The sequence below is a fragment of the Streptomyces achromogenes genome, from assembly GCF_030816715.1.
Taxonomy (GTDB): Bacteria; Actinomycetota; Actinomycetes; order Streptomycetales; family Streptomycetaceae; genus Streptomyces; species Streptomyces achromogenes_A.
Map to the genome: position 1 here is coordinate 7,403,798 of NZ_JAUSYH010000001.1, position 19,032 is coordinate 7,422,829.

General features: G+C 70.7%; 10 protein-coding genes and 4 pseudogenes. 9 read left to right on the top strand and 5 right to left on the bottom strand.

The features are described from left to right. Positions 1-253 precede the first annotated feature (253 nt). The 5 genes and pseudogenes from QF032_RS33115 to QF032_RS33135 all read left to right on the top strand — a co-directional run. Positions 254-556: a 4a-hydroxytetrahydrobiopterin dehydratase gene (locus tag QF032_RS33115; RefSeq protein WP_307058919.1), complete on the top strand. Its 303-nt coding sequence runs from the start codon at positions 254-256 to the stop codon at positions 554-556. Between the two features lie 29 nt (positions 557-585). Next, positions 586-1,323, top strand: a pseudogene (locus tag QF032_RS33120) (class I SAM-dependent methyltransferase); the annotation flags it as partial. A gap of 542 nt (positions 1,324-1,865) precedes the next feature. Beyond that, the gene (locus tag QF032_RS33130; protein WP_444875865.1) at positions 1,866-3,284 is read left to right on the top strand and encodes an IS30 family transposase; all 1,419 of its coding nucleotides are present in this window, start codon (positions 1,866-1,868) and stop codon (positions 3,282-3,284) included. After that, positions 3,265-3,336 (top strand): annotated as a pseudogene (locus tag QF032_RS40740) (hypothetical protein); the annotation flags it as partial. The gene QF032_RS33130 and the pseudogene QF032_RS40740, both read left to right, overlap by 20 nt. A 32-nt stretch (positions 3,337-3,368) precedes the next feature. Beyond that, positions 3,369-3,803, top strand: a pseudogene (locus QF032_RS33135) (rhamnogalacturonan lyase family protein); the annotation flags it as partial. A gap of 63 nt (positions 3,804-3,866) precedes the next feature. Here QF032_RS33135 and QF032_RS33140 read toward each other — a convergent pair. The 3 genes from QF032_RS33140 to QF032_RS33150 form a co-directional block, all read right to left on the bottom strand. After that, on the bottom strand, positions 3,867-4,250 hold the full coding sequence (locus tag QF032_RS33140; protein WP_307058923.1) for a hypothetical protein: 384 nt from the start codon (positions 4,248-4,250) through the stop codon (positions 3,867-3,869). Between the two features lie 110 nt (positions 4,251-4,360). Beyond that, positions 4,361-7,027, bottom strand: coding sequence for a cellulose binding domain-containing protein (locus tag QF032_RS33145; RefSeq protein WP_307058925.1), 2,667 nt, complete (start codon positions 7,025-7,027; stop codon positions 4,361-4,363). A gap of 341 nt (positions 7,028-7,368) precedes the next feature. Further along, positions 7,369-10,284, bottom strand: coding sequence for a glycoside hydrolase family 48 protein (locus QF032_RS33150; RefSeq protein WP_307058927.1), 2,916 nt, complete (start codon positions 10,282-10,284; stop codon positions 7,369-7,371). A gap of 264 nt (positions 10,285-10,548) precedes the next feature. Here QF032_RS33150 and QF032_RS33155 point away from each other — a divergent pair. The 4 genes and pseudogenes from QF032_RS33155 (at position 10,549) to QF032_RS33170 (ending at position 16,100) form a co-directional block, all read left to right on the top strand. Next, positions 10,549-12,055 (top strand): annotated as a pseudogene (locus tag QF032_RS33155) (cellulase family glycosylhydrolase). Between the two features lie 60 nt (positions 12,056-12,115). Further along, positions 12,116-13,840, top strand: coding sequence for a glycoside hydrolase family 6 protein (locus tag QF032_RS33160; RefSeq protein ID WP_307058928.1), 1,725 nt, complete (start codon positions 12,116-12,118; stop codon positions 13,838-13,840). Positions 13,841-14,154: 314 nt separating this feature from the next. Next, positions 14,155-15,081, top strand: a complete 927-nt coding sequence (locus QF032_RS33165; RefSeq protein WP_307058930.1) for a class I SAM-dependent methyltransferase — start codon at positions 14,155-14,157, stop codon at positions 15,079-15,081. Between the two features lie 317 nt (positions 15,082-15,398). Beyond that, positions 15,399-16,100, top strand: coding sequence for an SDR family oxidoreductase (locus QF032_RS33170; RefSeq protein ID WP_307058932.1), 702 nt, complete (start codon positions 15,399-15,401; stop codon positions 16,098-16,100). A gap of 61 nt (positions 16,101-16,161) precedes the next feature. Here QF032_RS33170 and QF032_RS33175 read toward each other — a convergent pair whose 3' ends face one another. Together QF032_RS33175 and QF032_RS33180 are read right to left on the bottom strand one after the other, a co-directional pair. Beyond that, a complete protein-coding gene (locus QF032_RS33175; RefSeq protein ID WP_306947543.1) occupies positions 16,162-16,998 on the bottom strand; it encodes an aldo/keto reductase in 837 nt (278 codons plus the stop codon). 125 nt (positions 16,999-17,123) lie between these two features. Continuing rightward, positions 17,124-18,950 (bottom strand): AMP-dependent synthetase/ligase, encoded by a 1,827-nt coding sequence (locus tag QF032_RS33180; RefSeq protein WP_307050414.1) that lies wholly within the window; start codon positions 18,948-18,950, stop codon positions 17,124-17,126. Positions 18,951-19,032: the final 82 nt, after the last annotated feature.

A 19,032-nucleotide genomic window follows, 5' to 3' on the forward strand; every position in this document is an offset into this window, starting at 1 on the left:
CCGAGTGGGGGACGCGGCCGGTCGGCACCCGGTCGGTGCCCGGGTCGGCGTCCGGCCGCCACCCGACGGTGCCCGAACGCCACCCGACTGCGCGCCCGGCGGCGCCCGGCGGGGGCGTGGGGGGCGGCTGCCGGGTTGATGGCCACCCCCTGATCGTCGAGTTTCCCGCCCGCCCAGCCCTGCTGACCAGGGCCGTCCCGGGATTCCTGTGGCACGCTGGACGGGTACGCGACGCCCACGAAGGGAGCCGGTCATGGCCGAACCGCTGTCGCAGAGCGAGATCGAGGAGCGTCTGGGCGAGCTGCCCGGCTGGTCCCTGGACGGCGGCCGCCTCACCCGCGCCTACCGGCTCGACTCGCACTTCGCCGCGACCTCCCTGGTCATCCATGTCGCGCAGATCCAGGAGGAGCTCAACCACCACTCCGAGCTCACCCTCGGCTACAACACCGTGGCGCTCAGCGTGCACACCCACAGCGCGAGTGGCGCCGTCACCGGTCTGGACGTCGAGCTCGCCCGCCGTGTGGAGGCCGTGGCCCCCGCGCACGGGGCGCGCTGACGCGCGCGGCCGGCGAGGGGGGACGGGCGGTGCTGGACTACGACGAGGAAGCCGAACGCTACGACACCCTGCGCGGCGGCGAGCCCCGGGCCGCCGCGGCGGCGGACGGCGTCCTCAGCCTGGTGCCGGGCGGGGCGCGCAGTCTGCTGGACGTCGCGTGCGGCACCGGCATCGTCACCCGGCGGCTCGCCGACGGACGGGCCGGCCTGCGCGTGACGGGCGTGGACCGGGCCCCGGCCATGGCAGGCCACGCCGCCGCCCGGCTGCCGGGCGCGGTGGCCCTCGCCGACGCCCGCCGGCTCCCCTTCGGCGCGGGACGGTTCGACGCCGTCAGCAGTGTCTGGCTGCTGCACCTCGTGGAGGACCCGGCGGACGCGCGGCGGATCGTCGCCGAGTGCGCCCGGGTGCTGCGTCCGGGCGGGGTCTACGTGACCACGGTCGACAAGGGCGCGTCGCACAACGTGGGCAGCGACATCGATGTCGTGCTGGCCTCACGCCCGCGTCGGCCGGCCTCGGACGCCGCCGCGGTCGTGGAGTCGTACGCCGTCGCGGCCGGCCTGGTCCCTGCGGGGCAGGCCCGCTTCCCGGGCCGGGGTCAGGGCCGCAGCCCGCGCCGGGCCATCGCCGACCTGCGGCGCGGTTGGTTCGTCACACTGCCGCCCGGACATCCGCTGGCCGACGGTTTCGCGGCCCGCCTCGCGGCCCTGCCCGACCAGGACCGGCCCCGCCCGGATCCCGTGTTCGCCCTGAGAGCGTTTCGGAAGCCGCTTCCCGCCCAGTTGCCGAAGGGACGTCCCCCGGGCCCGCGGGACGACTGCTCCGGGCCGTCGGAGGAGCGTCGCCCGGGCCCGCGGGGCGTCCTGAACCCGGTCGCCCGACCCGGCAACTCGGCTGCGCGCGGCGGCGACTGAGAGAGCGGAACCCGTCCGTCCCTCTCAGGAGGTACGTCCCGTGCAGCGGCCGCACCCGCACGCCCACCCCCCTCGGCAGTCGCGACCACCGCGGACGGAGCAGCCGTCGCGGTCGCGTCCGCGCAGGCACCGCAGACGAAGGGTCGTCCTCACCGCGCTCGCCTGCGCCGCCGTCCTGGTGGGCGCCGGACCGACCGCCCTCGGCGGAGGCGCGTCCCCCGCACTCGAGCTCACGCGCGCCGGAGCAGCCCCGCCGGCCGCCACCGCCCGTCAGGTCGAGGCCCTCGACCGGGGCGTCGTGAGCGTGCACACCGACAGCGGCAACCTGGGTGGATTCAACTGGTCGTCGCAACACCCTGATCTCGGAGGTGTGCGACGTGGCTACGGCGGACTGGAGTTTGAAGACCAGCGATGTCCCGGAGGGGCGGCGTCGGCAGTGGCGCGCTGACCGTGCGTTGCGGCCGGCGATGCGTTCGCCGGGGCGGCCTGATCCGTCTCGGGTCGTGCAGCGCCAGTTCTGGCGACTGATCGCCACGGGGGTCACGACGGTGGAGGCGTCGTTGGCGGTCGGCGTGTCGTGGCCGGTGGGTGCGAGGTGGTTTCGTCACGCTGGCGGCATGCCTCCGATCTCGTTGGCCGAGCCCACGGGCCGGTACCTCACGTTCGAAGAGCGCGAGGAGATCGCGATCCTCAGGGCGATGAGCAAGGGCGTGCGCGAGATCGCCCGCGCCCTGGGGCGTGACCCCGGAACGATCTCTCGCGAACTGCGCCGCAACGCCGCCACGCGCAGCGGCAAGCAGGAGTACCGCGCGACGGTCGCCCAGTGGAAAGCACAGCAGGCCGCCAAGCGGCCGAAGACCGCGAAGCTCGCAGGCAACGACAGGTTGCGTGAGTACGTGCAGGACCGGCTCGCCGACAGCATCCGCCGCCCCGACAGCACGATCGTCCCCGGACCCAGGACGCCCGCATGGAAGGGGCTGAACAAGCCGCACCGGCAGGACAGACGATGGGCGACGGCATGGAGCCCGGAGCAGATCTCGCACCGTCTCCATGCCGACTTCCCCGATGATGAGTCCATGCGCATCAGCCACGAAGCGATCTACCAGGCGCTGTTCATCGAGGGCCGTGGCGCGCTCAAGCGGGAGCTGGTCACGTGTCTGCGTACCGGCCGGGCGCTGCGGACTCCCCGTGCACGGTCGCAGAACAAACCGCAGGGGCATGTCACCGCGGACGTCGTCCTCAGCGAACGCCCCGCCGAGGCCACGGACCGCGCGGTCCCCGGACACTGGGAAGGCGATTTGATCATCGGGACGGGCCGCTCCGCGATCGGCACGCTCGTCGAGCGCAGCAGCCGCTCCACGCTCCTGGTGCACCTGCCCCGGCTCGAGGGCTGGGGCGAGAAGCCGCCCGTGAAGAACGGCCCCTCGCTCGGGGGCTATGGCGCGATCGCGATGAACACAGCGCTCACCACGTCGATGACGCAATTGCCTGAGCAGCTACGCAAAACCCTCACCTGGGACCGCGGGAAGGAACTCTCCGCTCATGCCCAGTTCGCCCTCGATACCGGGACGAAGGTGTTCTTCGCCGATCCGCACTCGCCCTGGCAACGACCGACGAACGAGAACACGAACGGGCTGCTGCGCCAGTACTTCCCGAAGGGCACCGATCTCTCCCGCTGGTCGTTCACGGACCTCGAAGCCGTCGCCATGGCGATCAACAACCGGCCCCGCAAAGTCCTGGGTTGGCGGACGCCGACCGAGGTCTTCGAAGAACAGCTACGCTCGCTGCAACAGCCCGGTGTTGCAACGACTGGTTGAACTCGCCCTGGTCAGCTGGCGCTGGCTCGGAACCGATTCCGACACCGTTTCCTTCAATGTGTACCGGGCCGGCACGAAGGTGACCGCGACGAGGCGGGCGCGACCAAGGGCCGGGAGCCGTCCTCCGTCAACTTCCTCTCCTGGTGGGACGCCGATCCGGTGCGCGAACTCCTCGACGGGACCCACATCGACAAGTACGGGCCCGCCTCGGACACCCGGCTGCTGACCGGTTCCGGCGTCCACTCCAACAACAGCACCAAGGCGACGCCGTCGCTGTCGGGGGACATCCTCGGCGACTGGCGTGAGGAGGTCGTCTGGCCGACCGGCGACAGCCGGGCCCTGCGCATCTACTCGACGCCGTACGAGACGAGTACGCGGATCACGACCCTGCTGCACGACACGATGTACCGCACCGGCCTGGCCTGGCAGAACACCGCCTACAACCAGCCGCCGCACCCGAGCTTCTTCCTCGGCGACGGCATGGCCACCGCGCCCAGGCCCGCGGTCTGCACCCCGTGACGGAGAAGTGAGGCGGCTCCGCCCGGATCGGGCGGAGCCGCCTCCCCACGTTCGTGCGGCAGGTCAATTCAGAGCCTTGGGCACGTTCCCGTAGAACGTGATGGCGGGCCAACCACGGGATGCCAGGAGCTCGTTGACGGCCTCGGCGACGTCCAGGGCGGTGACCTTCTGCATCGTGGGCGAGGGCATCTGGTCGATGCTGAAGGTCATGACGATGTACCCCTCGTCCTCCGGACTCGGCGGGGTGGTGGTGCCGCGGAACTGGGTGCTTCCACCCCACTCCGTGTCCGAACCGGAGGCCTGCTCGGTGACGCCGCCCTGCCGGGCCGCGGCCGTCCCGTCGCTCACGTCGGCCTCCTCGGCCCGGGCCGGTCCGGCGGACGTCAGCACCGCGCCCGCCGCGGCCGAACTCGAGTACCCCAACAGGGCACGTCTGGACACTCCCATGGCTTCCCCTCCCCGCTCCGCTGCCTCCCGGGACGGAGGCAGGATCGATCGTATGAGCGAAGAGGGGAGCCGTGGTGCTGAACGGGTTCGTCCGGTTGGCGCCGGCGGGCTCACCCCACCGCGCAGCTCCGGTCGCCGAGTCTGAACGCCGTCGGTCTGGCGTTCGCGCCCGACCAACTGCCCGTGAAGCCGAAGCTCACGGACGCGCCGGCCGCCACGTTGCCGTTCCAGCCGATGTTCTTCGCCGTCACCGTCGGACCCGACTGGGTGTAGTCGGCGTTCCAGAGCTGGGAGACGCTCTGCCCGTTCGCGAACGTCCAGTTCAGGCTCCAGCCGGACCAGGCGCTGGTGCCGGTGTTGGCGAGCTTGACGTCCGCCTGGAAGCCGCCCGACCACTGGTTGGTGATCGTGTACGTCACCGTGCAGGCGCCCGTCGGGGTGGGCGTGGGGTCGGTGCCCCCACCCCCACCGCCACCGCCGCCGGTGTCGGAGGTGTCTCCGTAGATCACACCCCGGCCGTTCGTCGAGACGTACACCCGCCCGTACACCCGCGGGTCACCGGTGATCGCCGCGCCCGTCCAACCCCACTGGTGGGCGTCGTCGTTGATGCGGGTCCAGGTGGCGCCCTTGTCCGTCGAGCGGAAGAGGCCCCGAACCCCGGCGATCTTCGCGCTGGTGTAGAGCGTCTGGTACGAAGCCCCCGCGGCCGCCTTGCCGAAGCCGATCGTGTCGGCCTGCTCCACGGACGACAGCTTGGTGAAGGTGGCTCCGGAGTCGGTGGAGTGCCACAGCCCGTACACCCCGTCGCTCGCCCCGCCGGCCAGCCAGACGTCGCCCTTGACGCCGGGCAGCGCCTTGAACCGCACGCTGTCGCCGCTGGGCAGGCCGCTCGCGGCGGACGCGGTGAAGGTCGCGCCGCCGTCCGAACTCACGTAGAACTTACCGGACTTGAAACCGTAGAAGGTTTTTGCGTCGACCCGGTCGGACTCGACGACCGCACCGGCGGGGATGCCGCTCGACGCCGACCACGAGGTGCCGAACCCGGTGGTGTACTGCACGCCCGCGCCCGCCGGACTCCACACGAAGCGGCCGCCGTCCGCGGACGCGGCGACCGTGCCGCCGCCGCTGACGCCCGAAGGGTCGGTTCCCGCGAACCAGTTGGCGCCGTTGTCCGTGGAGAACGCCACATGCGGTCCCGAGTCGAGATCGCCGACCCGTACCACGGTGCCGGGGTTCGTCTCGGCGTAGTCCAGGCTGGTCGTCGTCGTGAAGTTCGGTGAGGTGAACATCATCGACGGCACCTTGGTCAGGTCCGTGTGGCGGAACCCGCCGATGTCACCGAGGGCGCTCAGCAGCGGGGCGCCGGACGGGGGAGAGGCGAGGTCGTTGACCGCCGTCTCCTCCAGCCCCTGGACCATCGGCCGGACGGTGAACTGGCCGCCGCTGTCCCAGTCGGCGAGGTTCTCCGTACCGTAGATCGTCGCGCCCGTCCCGTACATCATGCGGCTGGAGTTGAACGGGTCGATCTCCAACGCCTCGGTCATCCAGCCGAGTTTGGGAGCCTGTTCCGGCGGCGACGGATTCGCACCCCACGTCAGCCACGGCGACGAGGAGACGTCCATCGTGAAACGGTTGGAGCGGTTGGGATACGAGGTGTAGTCCCAGGCCTTCGTCCAGGCCCCGCCGCTGTTCGTCGAACGGAAGATCTGGGTGTCCGGCCACCAGGCGCTGTAGGCGGTGGCCATGACGGTGCCCGGCTTCTGCCGGTCGATCGTCAGCCCGCTGAAGCCGTAGTAGGTGTCGGCCTCCGCCACCGGGGAGATGTCCGTCCAGGTCCCGGTGGCCGTCGCGTAGCGCCACAGCCGGCCCTTGCCGCCGTCGTAGGGCCCGCCCTTGTCGCTGTAGGCCAGGTACAGATAGCCGTTGACGGCGTCCAGCACACCCTTGTGCGCCAGATAGCCCGTCGGCTGCCCGGCCAGCCGCGACCAGGTCGCGCCGGCGTCCGTCGAGCGGTACACCGCGTTCTCCTTGTCCGCCACGCCGACGTAGATCGTCTTCGTGGCGGTGCCGGACGTGCCCGTCGACTCGTCGAAGGTGACCCAGACGATGCCCTGGTTGTCGGACGCGTACCCGCTCGTGTCGGTCGGATCCTGCTGGTAGTTGCCGACGTTGGGGAAGTTCGCCACCTGCGACCACGTGACGCCCGAGTCCGTGGACCGCCACAGGCCCTTGCCGCTCGGCGCGCCCAGGTACAGCACGCTGTCGCGGTTCGGGTCGACCGCGAGCCGCTCGCCCATGCCCCGGCCCGGCATGTTCCCGCCCAGCTTGAAGGGCAGGTCCGTCTTCTGCCAGCTCGCGCCCCGGTCACCGGAGCGCAGCACCGCCCCGTTCCCCGGATCCCAGCTGTTGGTGTACGTGCCGACCGCCGCGTACACCTTGTTCGGGTCGACGGAGTCGGAGGCCAGGCTCACCACGCCGGTGTGTCCCCAGTCCGCCCAGCCGACCGAGTCCAGCAACGGCGTCCACGTCTTGCTCGACTCCTGCCACCGGTACGCGCCGCCGATGTCGGTGCGCGCGTAGGCGAGGTTCTTCTCCTTGCGGTTGAAGACGATGCCGGGGACGAAGCCGCCGCCGTCGATCCGGGCGTTCTTCCAGGTGTACGACTCCGCGGCCAGGGTCGTGCGCGGGCTGCCGGCCGCGGCCAGGACGGGCGGACTGCCCGCGACGAGGCCGGCGGCGAGCGCCAGTACGGCCGTGAGGATGCGGGTTCTTCGCACGGTGGGGGTCCTTCCTCGCGAAAAGCCATGGGGAGGAGACGGGTGCGGGGGGAGGTGCGGGGTGCGTGACGTACGGTCGTGGGTGTACGGGCTGGGCGTGCGCCAGCGGGACGTGCGATTGCCGGGCGGCCCCCTGTGCGGGTGGGGGCCGCCCGGCCAGGGCCCCGTCGTCCGGTGACGGAGCCACGTACGCGAAGCCTCGAGCGGTTCCGCGGGGGAGCGGTGCCTCCCCGCGCCCGGGGCCCCCGAAGGGGCGCCCAGTGGGCGCGGGGAACTGCGCGGCCGGCCGCATCCGGCCCGCAGCCGGACACCGCCCGACCCGCGGAGCGCTCAGCGGGGGCTTATTCGAGAAGCTCCGCGTACGAGCCCATGGCCATGGCGATGTCCGCCTGGGCCCAGAAGCGGTGGTACGTGAACACGGGCGCGGCGCCGCCCGCGAGATAGCTCTCGATCTTCGACCAGGCCGGGTCGTTCTTGTAGAAGGACCGCAGCGAGGCGAAGGTCGAGGAGGAGCTGATCGTGTCGCCGTTCGGCATCTTGCCGCTGAAGCCGCTCGGGACGTACACGCCGTCGTCGAAGCGGTTGTAGTCGGCGCGGGTCTCGGGGACCGCGATGCCGAGGGCGTCCTGGTTGTGGGTCCACATGCCGTCCAGGAGCGCCTTGGCCGTCGTCTTCGCCTCCGTGTCACCGGACTTGGCGGCGTAGTACGTCAGGGTCTTGGCGTACGCGGCGGCCACCCCGACGTCGTCGGTGTAGTCGGCGACGGTGACGTGAAGTCCGTTGTTGGCGCCCGGACTCGAGGCGTTCCACGTGTCGGGCTGGCCCGACCACTGGAGTGTGGAGGGGATCCGGAAGGTGCCGTCCGGGTTGATCGTGGTCTTGGACAGCGCCCAGTCGACCCACTTGTCGAGGACCGCCTTCGCGCTCGCGTTCCCCGTCTGCTGGTAGTACTCGGCCACCCGCTCCATGGACCACGCCTGGAAGCCGAACCACTGGTTGGACGGCGGGTCGTGGTAGACGGGCTGCTGGTCGTAGTACATGCCGTAGAAAGTCGACGTGCCGGCCGGCGGAGTCGCGTAGCGGCCCGCCCAGCTGTTCGTCGCGCCGCCCGCGATGGCGCCCTCGCTGGACTGCAGCCAGCGGTAGAACTCCATCTGCCGGGTGAGCGACTTCGCCCAGTCCGCCTGGCCCGTCGCCGACTTGGGCTTCAGATCGGCGTAGCTGCTGAGCGCGTAGGCGGCCAGGGGGTTCTGGTAGCCGCCGTGCGTGTGGCTCGAGCCGATGCGCCAGGCCCAGCCGGCGCTGGTGTCGGTGGCGCCGCCCCAGGCGTAGTACCAGGAGAGCAGATAGTGCGAGGCGTCCTTGCCGGTGCCGGCCGGGCAGGCGGTCGGTCCGACGCAGTTGCCGACCTTCTTGAAGTACTTGTCGTACATCGCGTAGCGCAGGTAGTCACCCATCTTCGCGGCCTTGCCGACGGCCGCGGAGACGTCGCCGCCCTTGCCCTGGGCCTTGGCCCAGATGTCCGCCCAGTACGCGGCCTGCACGGCGCGTGCGTCGGCGTCCGGGGCGTTGGTGAACTTCCACTGCTTGGCGTAGGAGGCGTCACCGGTGAAGAGGTCCAGGTAACCGTTCTTGCCGCCGTACTTGAAGGCGTCGCAGGTCGGTTGCGGAACCGTTTCCCACACCGATTCCTGGGCGCCGCGCTGGAAGGTGTTGATGTACGAGGGGCCGGTGTCGGCCGGGCCGGCCTCGCACTTGCCGGGCGCGTTGCCGTAGCCGTAGGTGTTGTCCACGTCCTGCAGCCAGTGCATGCCGTAGACGTCGTCGGTGCCGTAGGCGGACTTCAGCTCACCGGCGATCGGGTCCGATCCCACGGACACCCCGGTGTCCAGCTTCGCCGGGTACTCGTTCGGCGTGTCCAGCTCGGGCGCGTAGGTGGCCGGCTTGGACGCGTTGTAGAAGGAGTTCGTCGGCTGGTCGGCGTGAGTGGGGATCATGTACTTCTCCATGATGTCCCAGGCGCCGTTGAACTTGGTCCAGTCGCCGGTGATCTTCCCGTACATCGCCTGCAGCCACAGCAGGTAGCTGTAGGCCTCGGACGTGGTCTCGTGGCCCTGGTCCGGTGCTTCGACGATCAGCGTCTCGACCGAGTGGTACGGAATGCCCTCGGGGGAGAAGTAGCCGTTCGCCGGATTGGTGATCTTGCCGTAGAGGTCGAGGAAGCGGGCGTCGTACGCCTTGGTCCCGGCGATCTCGGTGGCGGTGACCGTCGCCTTCGCGTGCCCGGTGGCCGTCGACTCGAAGGTCGCGGCGCCCGTGCCGGAGGCGTTGGCGGTGATGGTCACGTTCTGGGCGGTGTTCCAGTTCGACGGGGTGAAGGTGAGGCTCGCGCCGCCGGTCACCGTCAGGCCCGTGTTGCCGCCGGTGCGGGCGGTCGTGACGGTCACGTTGGCCGAGGGCTGGGTCGACAGCTTCAGCGTGAACGTGCCCGTCTTGCCCTGCTGTACGGCCAGTTGGGTGGTGGAGGCGACCACGGCGGGTCCCGAGGCGACCGTGATGCCGACGGGTGTGGACGACGCCGACGCGCCCAGGCTGTCGTAGGCCTTGGCGACCAGGGAGTGGTTGCCCACGGACAGCCCCGAGGCGGACAGGGTGTACGGGGCGCTGGTGTCCGTGCCCAGCAGGGTCGTGTCGTCGTAGAACTCGATCTTGGTGATGGTCGCGTTGTCGGCGGCCGCGGCGGTCGCCGCGAGCGGCACCGCGGCGCCCTGGGTGTAGACGGCGCCCGCGGCCGGGCTGGTCAGCACCGTGACCGGGGGCTGGTGCGCGCCGACGCACGGCGTGCCGTTGACCGCGAAGCCCGTGGGAGCGGCGTTCGTGCCGCTGTAGGTGAACTGCGCGCCCGTGCCGACCGCCGCGCCGGGGGCGATCGTCCCGTTGTAGGAGGCGTTGTTCACCGTGATCTGCTGACCGGACTGCGACCAGCTGCCGTTCCAGCCGTTCGACAGCTTCTGGTTGCCGGCGTAGGAGTACGTCAGGGCCCAGCCGCTGATCGGGTCGGTGCCCCGGTTGGTGAGGGTGAGGTCAGCGGTGAACCCGGAGCCCCAGTCGTTGGTCTTGTAGTCGACGCTGCACGCGAGCGCGGCCGCCTGGGCGGGTGTCGTGCTCGTGCTGAGCATGGCGAGAGGGAGCGCCAGGGCCGCCAGGGCGGCGGTCCACAGGCGCCGCGCCCCGCGACGTCTGCGTGAGGGTTTCATGGTGCTGGTTCCTCCTTGCGGCTCGGGGAGTGGGGGAGGAGCAACAAGCCTTGAACCAGTGGGAGCGCTCCCATAGTGGGGATGCGGGTGAACGGGGTCAAGATGCTTGAAGAGTCGAAAAGATTCGACGGCGGGAGTTGAGTAAAAGTCAGTCACTCCCACTGTTCTTTGCCAGCACGTGGCGCTAACTTCGAGACACCAGTGGGAGCGGTTCCAACAGTCGACGCGTCCGTCACGGCGCGCCTGAGCTGCAAGGAGTCGCTCATGCGTCACCCCCCGCGTTCAGTACTTTTAGCCGTCGCCGGTGCGGTCGCCCTCGTCGCGGGCGCCCTGTCACCGGTCGTCACGGCGCAAGGAGCGACGCCTGCCTGCACGGTGGAGTACTCGTCACTCGGTCACCGGTCAGTGGGACACCGGCTTCCAGGGCGCCGTGAAGATCACCAACAACACGGCGGCCGTGAGCGGTTGGAGTCTCGCCTTCGACTTCGCGGGCGGCCAGCAGCTCACCCAGGGCTGGAGCGCCAAGTGGTCCCAGTCCGGGGCGACCGTCACCGCGGTGAACGAGAGCTGGAACGGCTCCCTGGGCACCGGCGCGAGCGTCAGCGCGGGATTCATCGCCTCGAAGGCGGGGGTGAACGCCGTGCCGAGCAGCTTCCGGCTCAACGGCACGCCCTGCAACGCCGGTACGGACCCCACACCCACACCCACCCCGACCCCCACCGCACCGCCCTCGACCGACCCGCCCGGCGCCGGTGACGAGCCGCCCGCCCTGCACGTCTCGGGCAACAAGCTCGTGGACACCGCCGGAAACACCCGCCGACTGCTCGGCGTGAACCGCTCCGGCGGCGAGTTCATGTGCGTGCAAGGGCGCGGCATCTGGGACGGACCGGTCGACGACGCCGCCGTCGCGGCGATCGCCGCATGGCACGTCGACACCGTCCGTATCCCCCTCAACGAGGAGTGCTGGCTGGGACTTTCGAACATCGATCCCGCCTACCGCGGCGCCACCTACGTCAACGCCGTGAAGGACCTGGTCGCCCGCGTCAAGGCGCACGGCATGACCCCGATCGTCGAACTGCACTGGACGTACGGCCAGTACACGGGCAACTCGGCCGGCTGCTCCGACGTGCACGCCAGTTGCCAGAAGCCGATGCCCGGCATGCAGTACACGCCGTCGTTCTGGACGTCGGTCGCCAATGCCTTCAAGAACGACCAGAGCGTGGTGTTCGACCTGTTCAACGAGCCCTACCCGGACCGCGCCACCGCCACGACCGCGCAGGCGTGGCAGTGCTGGCGGGACGGCGGGACCTGTCCCGGCATCGGCTACGAGGTCGCCGGCATGCAGGACCTCGTCGACTCCGTACGGGCGACCGGGGCCCGGAACGTGATCCTGGCCGGCGGGCTCGCCTACTCCAACGACCTCGGTCAGTGGCTGGCCCACAAGCCCACCGACCCCACCGGCAATCTCGCCGCCGCGTACCACGTCTACAACTTCAACTCCTGTGCCGACGAAAGCTGTTGGAACTCCACACTCGCCCCCGTGGCCGCCCAGGTGCCGCTGGTGGCCGGGGAGATCGGCGAGAACACCTGCTCACACGGTTTCGTCGACCGCGTCATGAAGTGGTTCGACGATCGCGGCCTGTCGTATCTGGGCTGGACCTGGAACGCCTGGGACTGCTCCACCGGTCCGTCCCTCATCTCCGCCTACGACGGGACGCCCACGACGTACGGCATCGGACTGCGCGACCATCTGCGCGCACTCGACGGATAGGCGCCACCCCGCAAGCAGCAGAACGGACACCACCCTCGACCACGAAGGAAACCCGCACTCATGAGCCGTAGCAGAACAGCGGTACTCGCCGCGCTGGCGCTGGTCGCCGGCGCCTCGGGGACGGCACTCGCCGTGGTCCCCGGTGACTCGGGGCTCGCCGCCGTCCCGTGCAGCGTCGACTACAAGGTGCAGAACGACTGGGGCAGCGGCTTCACCGCCGCCGTCACCATCACCAACAACTCGGCCGCCAAGTCGAGTTGGGCGGTAAAGTGGGCGTACGCTGGCAGCCAGAAGATCACCAACGCCTGGAACGCCAAGGTCACCCAGTCCGGTACGGCCGTCACCGCCGCCAACGAGACCTACAACGGGAGCCTGGCGACCGGCGGTTCGGTCAGTTTCGGGTTCCAGGGAACCTACAGCGGCAGCAACGCCGTCCCGATCGCGTTCACCCTCGACGGGGTCACCTGCAACGTGGACGGCGGAACCGGACCCACCGATCCGGGCCCGACCGATCCGGGCCCCGGCACCCCGTCCACCAGGGTCGACAACCCCTACGCCGGCGCCAAGGTGTACGTGAACCCCGAGTGGTCGGCGAACGCCGCCGCCGAACCGGGCGGCAGCCGCGTCTCCAACCAGCCCACCGGTATCTGGCTCGACCGCATCGCCGCCATCAACGGCGCCGGCGGGCGCATGGGGCTGCGCGCCCACCTGGACGCGGCCCTCGCCCAGAAGGGCAGCGGCGAAGAGGTCGTCCAGCTGGTCGTCTACGACCTCCCCGGGCGTGACTGCTCCGCACTCGCCTCCAACGGCGAGCTCGGCCCGACGGAGATCGACAAGTACAAGACGCAGTTCATCGACCCGATCGCGGCGATCCTGTCCGACAGCAAGTACGCCGGCCTGCGGATCGTCACCACCGTCGAGATCGACTCGCTGCCCAACCTCGTCACCAACGCCGGCGGAACCCCCACCGCCACTCCGGCCTGTGACGTCATGAAGGCCAACGGCAACTACATCAAGGGCGTCGGCTACGCGCTGAAGAAGCTCGGCGCCGTCCCCAACGTCTACAACTACATCGACGCCGGTCACCACGGCTGGCTCGGCTGGGACGACAACTTCGCCCCTTCCGCCCAGATCATGTTCCAGGCCGCGAACGCCGAGGGCGCGACCGTCGACGACGTGCACGGCTTCATCACCAACACGGCGAACTACAGCGCCCTGAAGGAGAACAACTTCACCATCAACGACCAGGTGGCCGGCAAGTCGGTCCGAGAGTCCAAGTGGGTGGACTGGAACCGGTACACCGATGAGCTGTCGTACGCCCAGGCTTTCCGCAACCAGCTGGTCACGACCGGCTTCCGGTCGAACATCGGCATGCTGATCGACACCTCCCGCAACGGCTGGGGCGGCTCCGCCCGGCCCGCCGGCCCGGGTGCCACGACCAGCGTGGACACCTACGTGAACGGCGGACGCTACGACCGTCGGATCCACGTCGGCAACTGGTGCAACCAGGCCGGCGCCGGACTCGGCGAGCGCCCGAAGGCCGCTCCGGCCGCCGGGATCGACGCGTACGTCTGGATGAAGCCGCCGGGTGAGTCCGACGGCGCCAGCTCCGTCATCCCCAACGACGAGGGCAAGGGCTTCGACCGGATGTGCGACCCGACCTACACGGGCAACGCCCGCAACGGCAACAGCATGTCGGGCGCCCTGGGCAACGCCCCGCTGGCCGGACGCTGGTTCTCGGCCCAGTTCCAGCAGCTGATGCAGAACGCGTACCCGGCGCTGTAGCCGGTGAACGGATCCGCCCGGTCGTGAAACCGGGATCGGTGTGATCCGTCGGGCGGCCGGCCCTCCCGGGCCGGGCCCCGGCGGATCGCCGACCCGACGGCCGGACGGGTCCGTCCAGTCCACTTCCGTGCCCCGGCTCACCGGGGCCGGTCCGGCGCAGCGGCGGCCGCGCCGGACGCGGAAACGGGCGGGGAAGACGGGTGCGGAACGGCTTGCCGTCCGCACCCGTCTTTTTGCCGTCCCGGCAACAGAAGTGGCACTCCTCCGGTGCGTCGGCGCACGCTGACCGCACACCGGACGAGAGGCTGACCGCCATGGCGCACCACCCGCACGCACCCCACGACGATCAGGACCCGCACGGTCACAGCCACCCGCACGGTCCCGGTCACGACCACCGCACCGACATCGACTGGGCCCAGATGGCGCAGCATCTGGAAGCGCAGGCCGAACTCTTCACCCCCCTCTACGAGCGGGCCCTGTCCTGGCTCGGCAGGGAAGTGACCGAACCCGGGCTGATCGTGGACGCGGGCAGCGGCCCCGGGGTCGTCTCCTGCCTGTTCGCGGAGACCTTCCCCGGCGCGCGCGTCATGGCGGTCGACGGCTCCGAGCCGCTGCTGCGGCGGGCCGGGGAACGGGCCGCCCGGCTCGGGTACGCCGACCGGTTCGGCACCCTGTCCGGTGAACTGCCCGATGTGCTAGGCGAGTTGGACTACCCGGCCGACCTGCTGTGGGCCGGGCGCAGCCTGCACCACCTGGGCGACCAGCGCGCCGCCCTGGCGGCCTTCGCGCGGCGACTCGGGCCCGGCGGAACCCTGGCCATCATGGAGGGCGGACTGCCGACCCGGTTCCTGCCGCGCGACCTGGGCTTCGGGCGGCCGGGTCTCGAGGCGCGGCTCGACGTGCTGGAGGCGGAGTGGTTCGCGCGGATGCGGGCCGGCCTGCCGGGCTCCGTGGCCGAGACCGAGGACTGGGCGGCGCTGCTCGCCGCCGCGGGCCTGAGGCACAGCCGCAGCCGCAGCTTCCTGCTCGACCTGCCCGCGCCCGCCTCCGACCGGGCCCGCGCCTACGTCGTCGCGAGCCTGTCCCGGCTGCGCGAGGCCTTCGGCGAGGACCTCGCCCCCGACGACCGCGCCACCGTCGACCGCCTGCTCGACCCCGACGACGCGGCGAGCGTGCACCGCCGGCCTGACGTCTTCGTGCTCGCCGCCCACACCGTCCACACCGCCGTACGGGCGGACTGACGGCGTAATCCGGCGGGCTGCCGCCTGCCGCCCTTCGTCCTGCCTGGCGGTGCCGCCCCCGCCCCCATCCCCACCCCCGCCCTCGACTCACCGTGGACGGCGACGAGTTGCACCTCGCGACCCCTCATCTGCGCGACCGCACAGACCAGTTGGACGCAGGTGCCGCCACCGCCGCGGTGGGCGGGCGGGCGGCGTCCCCGGCGCGGCGGTCGCTGCCTCTCCTTTGTCGCCTACCGCCTTACCTGGGAAGGCATTTGACTTCGAGAGCACTCCAGCTGATGGAATCCCGCCGTACACCGAGACAACAGGGGGCAACCATGACCGACTCTCCGGTCGCACTGATCACCGGCGGCGGCAGCGGCATCGGCGCCGCCGTCGCACGGCAACTGCTCGACCTCGGGCACCGGGTCGCCGTCACCGGCCGGGGCGAGGAACGGCTGCGCGCCTTCGCCGCCGGCCTCGGCGACCCGAAGGCCCTGTCGACGTTCGCCGGGAACGCCGCCGACTACGACAGCGTACGGTCGGCGGTCGACCGTACCCTCGACGCCTACGGCCGGCTGGACACGGTCGTCGCCAACGCGGGAACCGCCACCCACGACTCGGTCGCCGAAGGCGATCCATCCGGGTGGACCGACATGGTGCTGACCAACGTCCTCGGCCCCGCGCTGCTCATCCGGGCGTCGATCGACGCGCTGAAGGAGACCCGGGGACGGATCGTGCTCATCGGGAGCGTCGCCGGCTTCGTGCCGACCCCGGGCAACCTCTACGGGGCGACCAAGTACGCGGTCACCGGACTTGCGGAGAACACCCGTCGCCAGGTCACCGAGTGGGGCGTCGGCGTGACGCTGGTCGCGCCCGGCCGGGTGGAGACCCCGTTCTGGGACAGCTACGGCAGCCTGCCGCCCGGCCATCTGCTGACCGCCGACCAGATCGCCGACTCCGTCGTGTGGGCCGTCAGGAAGCCGGCCGGAGTGGACGTCAACACCGTCGTCGTCCGGCCGGTCGGGCAGCCCAACTGACGAGCCGCCCGACGCGCCGAGGGCGCCCCGGACCGGGGCGCCCCCACGTGGTTCGGGCCCGTCAGCCGATGTCGAACGTGGCCGGGTCCGGACCGATGCGACGGTCCTCGTTCAGGGCGCTGATGGCCGCGAGGTCCTCGGAGTCCAGGCTGAAGTCGAACACGTCGATGTTCTCCTTGATCCGCGACGGCGTCACGGACTTCGGGATCACCACGTTGCCGAGCTGGAGGTGCCAGCGCAGCACCACCTGGGCGGGGGTGCGGTCGTGCTTGCGGGCGATGGCCACGACCGCCGGGACCTCGAGCAGGCCCTTGCCCTGGCCGAGCGGGGACCAGGCCTCGGTGGCGATGCCCCGTTCCGCGTGGAACGCGCGGGACGCCTGCTGCTGCAGATGCGGGTGCAGCTCGATCTGGTTGACCGCCGGCACGACCGACGTCTCGTCGATCAGCCGCTCGAGGTGCTCCGGCAGGAAGTTCGACACGCCGATCGCCTTGACGCGGCCGTCGGCGAGGAGCTTCTCGAAGGCCTTGTACGTGTCGACGTACTGGCCGCGGGCCGGCCGCGGCCAGTGGATCAGGTACAGGTCCACGTAGTCCAGGCCGAGCTTGTGCAGGGAGGCGTCGAACGCGCGCAGCGTCGCGTCGTGTCCCTGGTCGGAGTTCCAGAGCTTGGTGGTGACGAAGACGTCCTCGCGGGGTACGCCGGACGCCGCGAGGGCCTTGCCGGTGCCCTCCTCGTTGCCGTAGATCGCCGCTGTGTCGATGCTGCGGTACCCGGCCTCCAGTGCGGTCGTGACCGCCTGCTCCGCCTCGTCGTCCGGCACCTGCCAGACCCCGAAGCCCAGCTGGGGCATCTCGACGCCGTTGTTGAGGATGATCGGGGGGACCTTGCTGCTCACGAGCTCTTGATCCTTCGGTTGTCCGTCAAGGGGTACTCCCATCGTCAACGATCACGACGGTCGATGCATTCCTCCCCTCCGGTTACCCGTTCCCCGCCCGTCCAAGACCTCGGGCCCCCTCCGGCTCAGGAGCGGTACAGCGCCTCGACCTCGTTTGCGTAAGCGCTCTCGATCGCCTTGCGCTTCAGTTTCAGCGACGGGGTCAGCAGCCCGTGCTCCTCGCTGAAGGGCTGGCCGAGGATGCGGAAGGTGCGGATCGACTCCGCCTTCGAGACCAGCGTGTTGGCGGCCACCACCGCTCGCCGCACCTCCGCCTCCAGGTCGGCGTCGCGGACCAGCTCCGCGGGAGTCATCTGCGGCTTGCCGCGCATCTGCAGCCAGTGCTCGACGGCCTCGTGGTCGAGCGTGACCAGGGCGGCCACGAACGGCCGGTCGTTGCCCACCAGAAGGCACTGGTGGACCAGGGGGTGGTCGCGCACCCGCTCCTCCAGCAGCCCCGGCGCGACGCTCTTGCCCCCGGAAGTGACCAGGATCTCCTTCTTGCGGCCGGTGATGGTGAGATACCCGTCCTCGTCCAGGGCCCCGAGGTCGCCGGTGGCCAGCCAGCCGTCGTGCAGTGCCTCGTCCGTGGCCTTGGGGTTGTTGAGGTACTCCTGGAAGACGTTGTCGCCGCGCAGCCAGATCTCGCCGTCGTCCGCGATGTGCACCGTCATGCCGGGGATGGCCTGGCCGACGGTGCCGTACCGGGTGCGCCCGGGCGGGTTGGCGGTCGCCGCCGCCGTCGTCTCCGTCAGGCCGTAACCCTCGTAGATCTGCACGCCCGCGCCGGAGAAGAACAGGCCGAGCCTGCGGTCCATGGCCGAGCCGCCGGACATCGCCTGCCGCACGCGGCCGCCCATGGCCGCGCGCAGCTTGCCGTACACGAGCTTCTCGAACAGCTGGTGCTGCATGCGCAGCCCGGCCGAGGGGCCCGGTCCGGTGCCCCACGCCTTCGCCTCGACCGCCTCGGCGTACTGCACGGCCACGTCCACGGCCTTCTCGAACGGTCCCGCCCTGCCCTCCCGCTCCGCCCTGCGCCGGGCCGCGCCGAACACCTTCTCGAAGATGTACGGCACGGCCAGGAAGAACGTCGGACGGAACGCCTGCAGGTCGGGGAGGAGCGCGGACGCGTTCAGCTGGGGCTGGTGCCCGAAGCGGACCCTGCCGCGGATCGCGGCGATCTGCACCATCCGTCCGAAGACGTGCGCCAGCGGCAGGAACAGCAGGGTCGCCGCCTCGTCGCCCTTCCTGGAGTGGAACACCGGTTCCCAGCGCTCGATGACGGTGTCCGCCTCGAACATGAAGTTGCGGTGCGAGATGACGCAGCCCTTGGGCCGGCCGGTGGTCCCCGAGGTGTAGATGATCGTCGCGGTCGAGTCGGGGGTGACCGCCTCCCGGTGCCTGTGGACCACCTCGTCCTCGATGGCCGCGCCGGCGTCGTACAGCTCCTGCACGCAGCCCGAGTCCAGCTGCCACAGCTGCCGCAGCTGCGGCAGGCGGTCGATGACGGTGGCTATCGTCATGGCGTGGTCCTCGTGCTCGACGACGGCGGCCGTGCACTCGGCGTCGTAGAGCATCCAGAAGCACTGCTCGGCGGACGAGGTGGGGTAGACCGGCACCACCTGGGCGCCGATGGTCCACAGGGCGTAGTCGAACAGGGTCCACTCGTAGCGGGTGCGTGACATGATCGCGACGCGGTCGCCGAACCGGATGCCCTGGGCGAGGAGGCCCTTGGACAGGGCGAGGACCTCGTCGCGGAACTCGGCGGAGGTGACGTCCCGCCACTCGCCGTGCTCGTCCTTGCGGCCGAGCGCGATGTAGTGCGGGTCCTCCTGGGCGTGCCGGAACACGACGTCGGCCAGACCGCCGACCGGCGGTGGCAGCGCCAACGCAGGGTTGGTGAACTCCCGCAAACTTCCCACCCCGCTTCCGCACCCCGCTTTCCCATGGCCGCACAGCGCCGTGAAAGCTACCCCACCGGGCGACAGGGCGGGA

What these genes read in the sequence shown, in the direction of transcription:
- QF032_RS33140 (WP_307058923.1), bottom strand. Translation starts at nt 4,250, where the DNA reads ATGGGAGTGTCCAGACGTGCCCTGTTGGGGTACTCGAGTTCGGCCGCG.
- QF032_RS33115 (WP_307058919.1), top strand. Translation starts at nt 254, where the DNA reads ATGGCCGAACCGCTGTCGCAGAGCGAGATCGAGGAGCGTCTGGGCGAG.
- QF032_RS33165 (WP_307058930.1), top strand. Translation starts at nt 14,155, where the DNA reads ATGGCGCACCACCCGCACGCACCCCACGACGATCAGGACCCGCACGGT.
- QF032_RS33170 (WP_307058932.1), top strand. Translation starts at nt 15,399, where the DNA reads ATGACCGACTCTCCGGTCGCACTGATCACCGGCGGCGGCAGCGGCATC.
- QF032_RS33160 (WP_307058928.1), top strand. Translation starts at nt 12,116, where the DNA reads ATGAGCCGTAGCAGAACAGCGGTACTCGCCGCGCTGGCGCTGGTCGCC.
- QF032_RS33150 (WP_307058927.1), bottom strand. Translation starts at nt 10,284, where the DNA reads ATGAAACCCTCACGCAGACGTCGCGGGGCGCGGCGCCTGTGGACCGCC.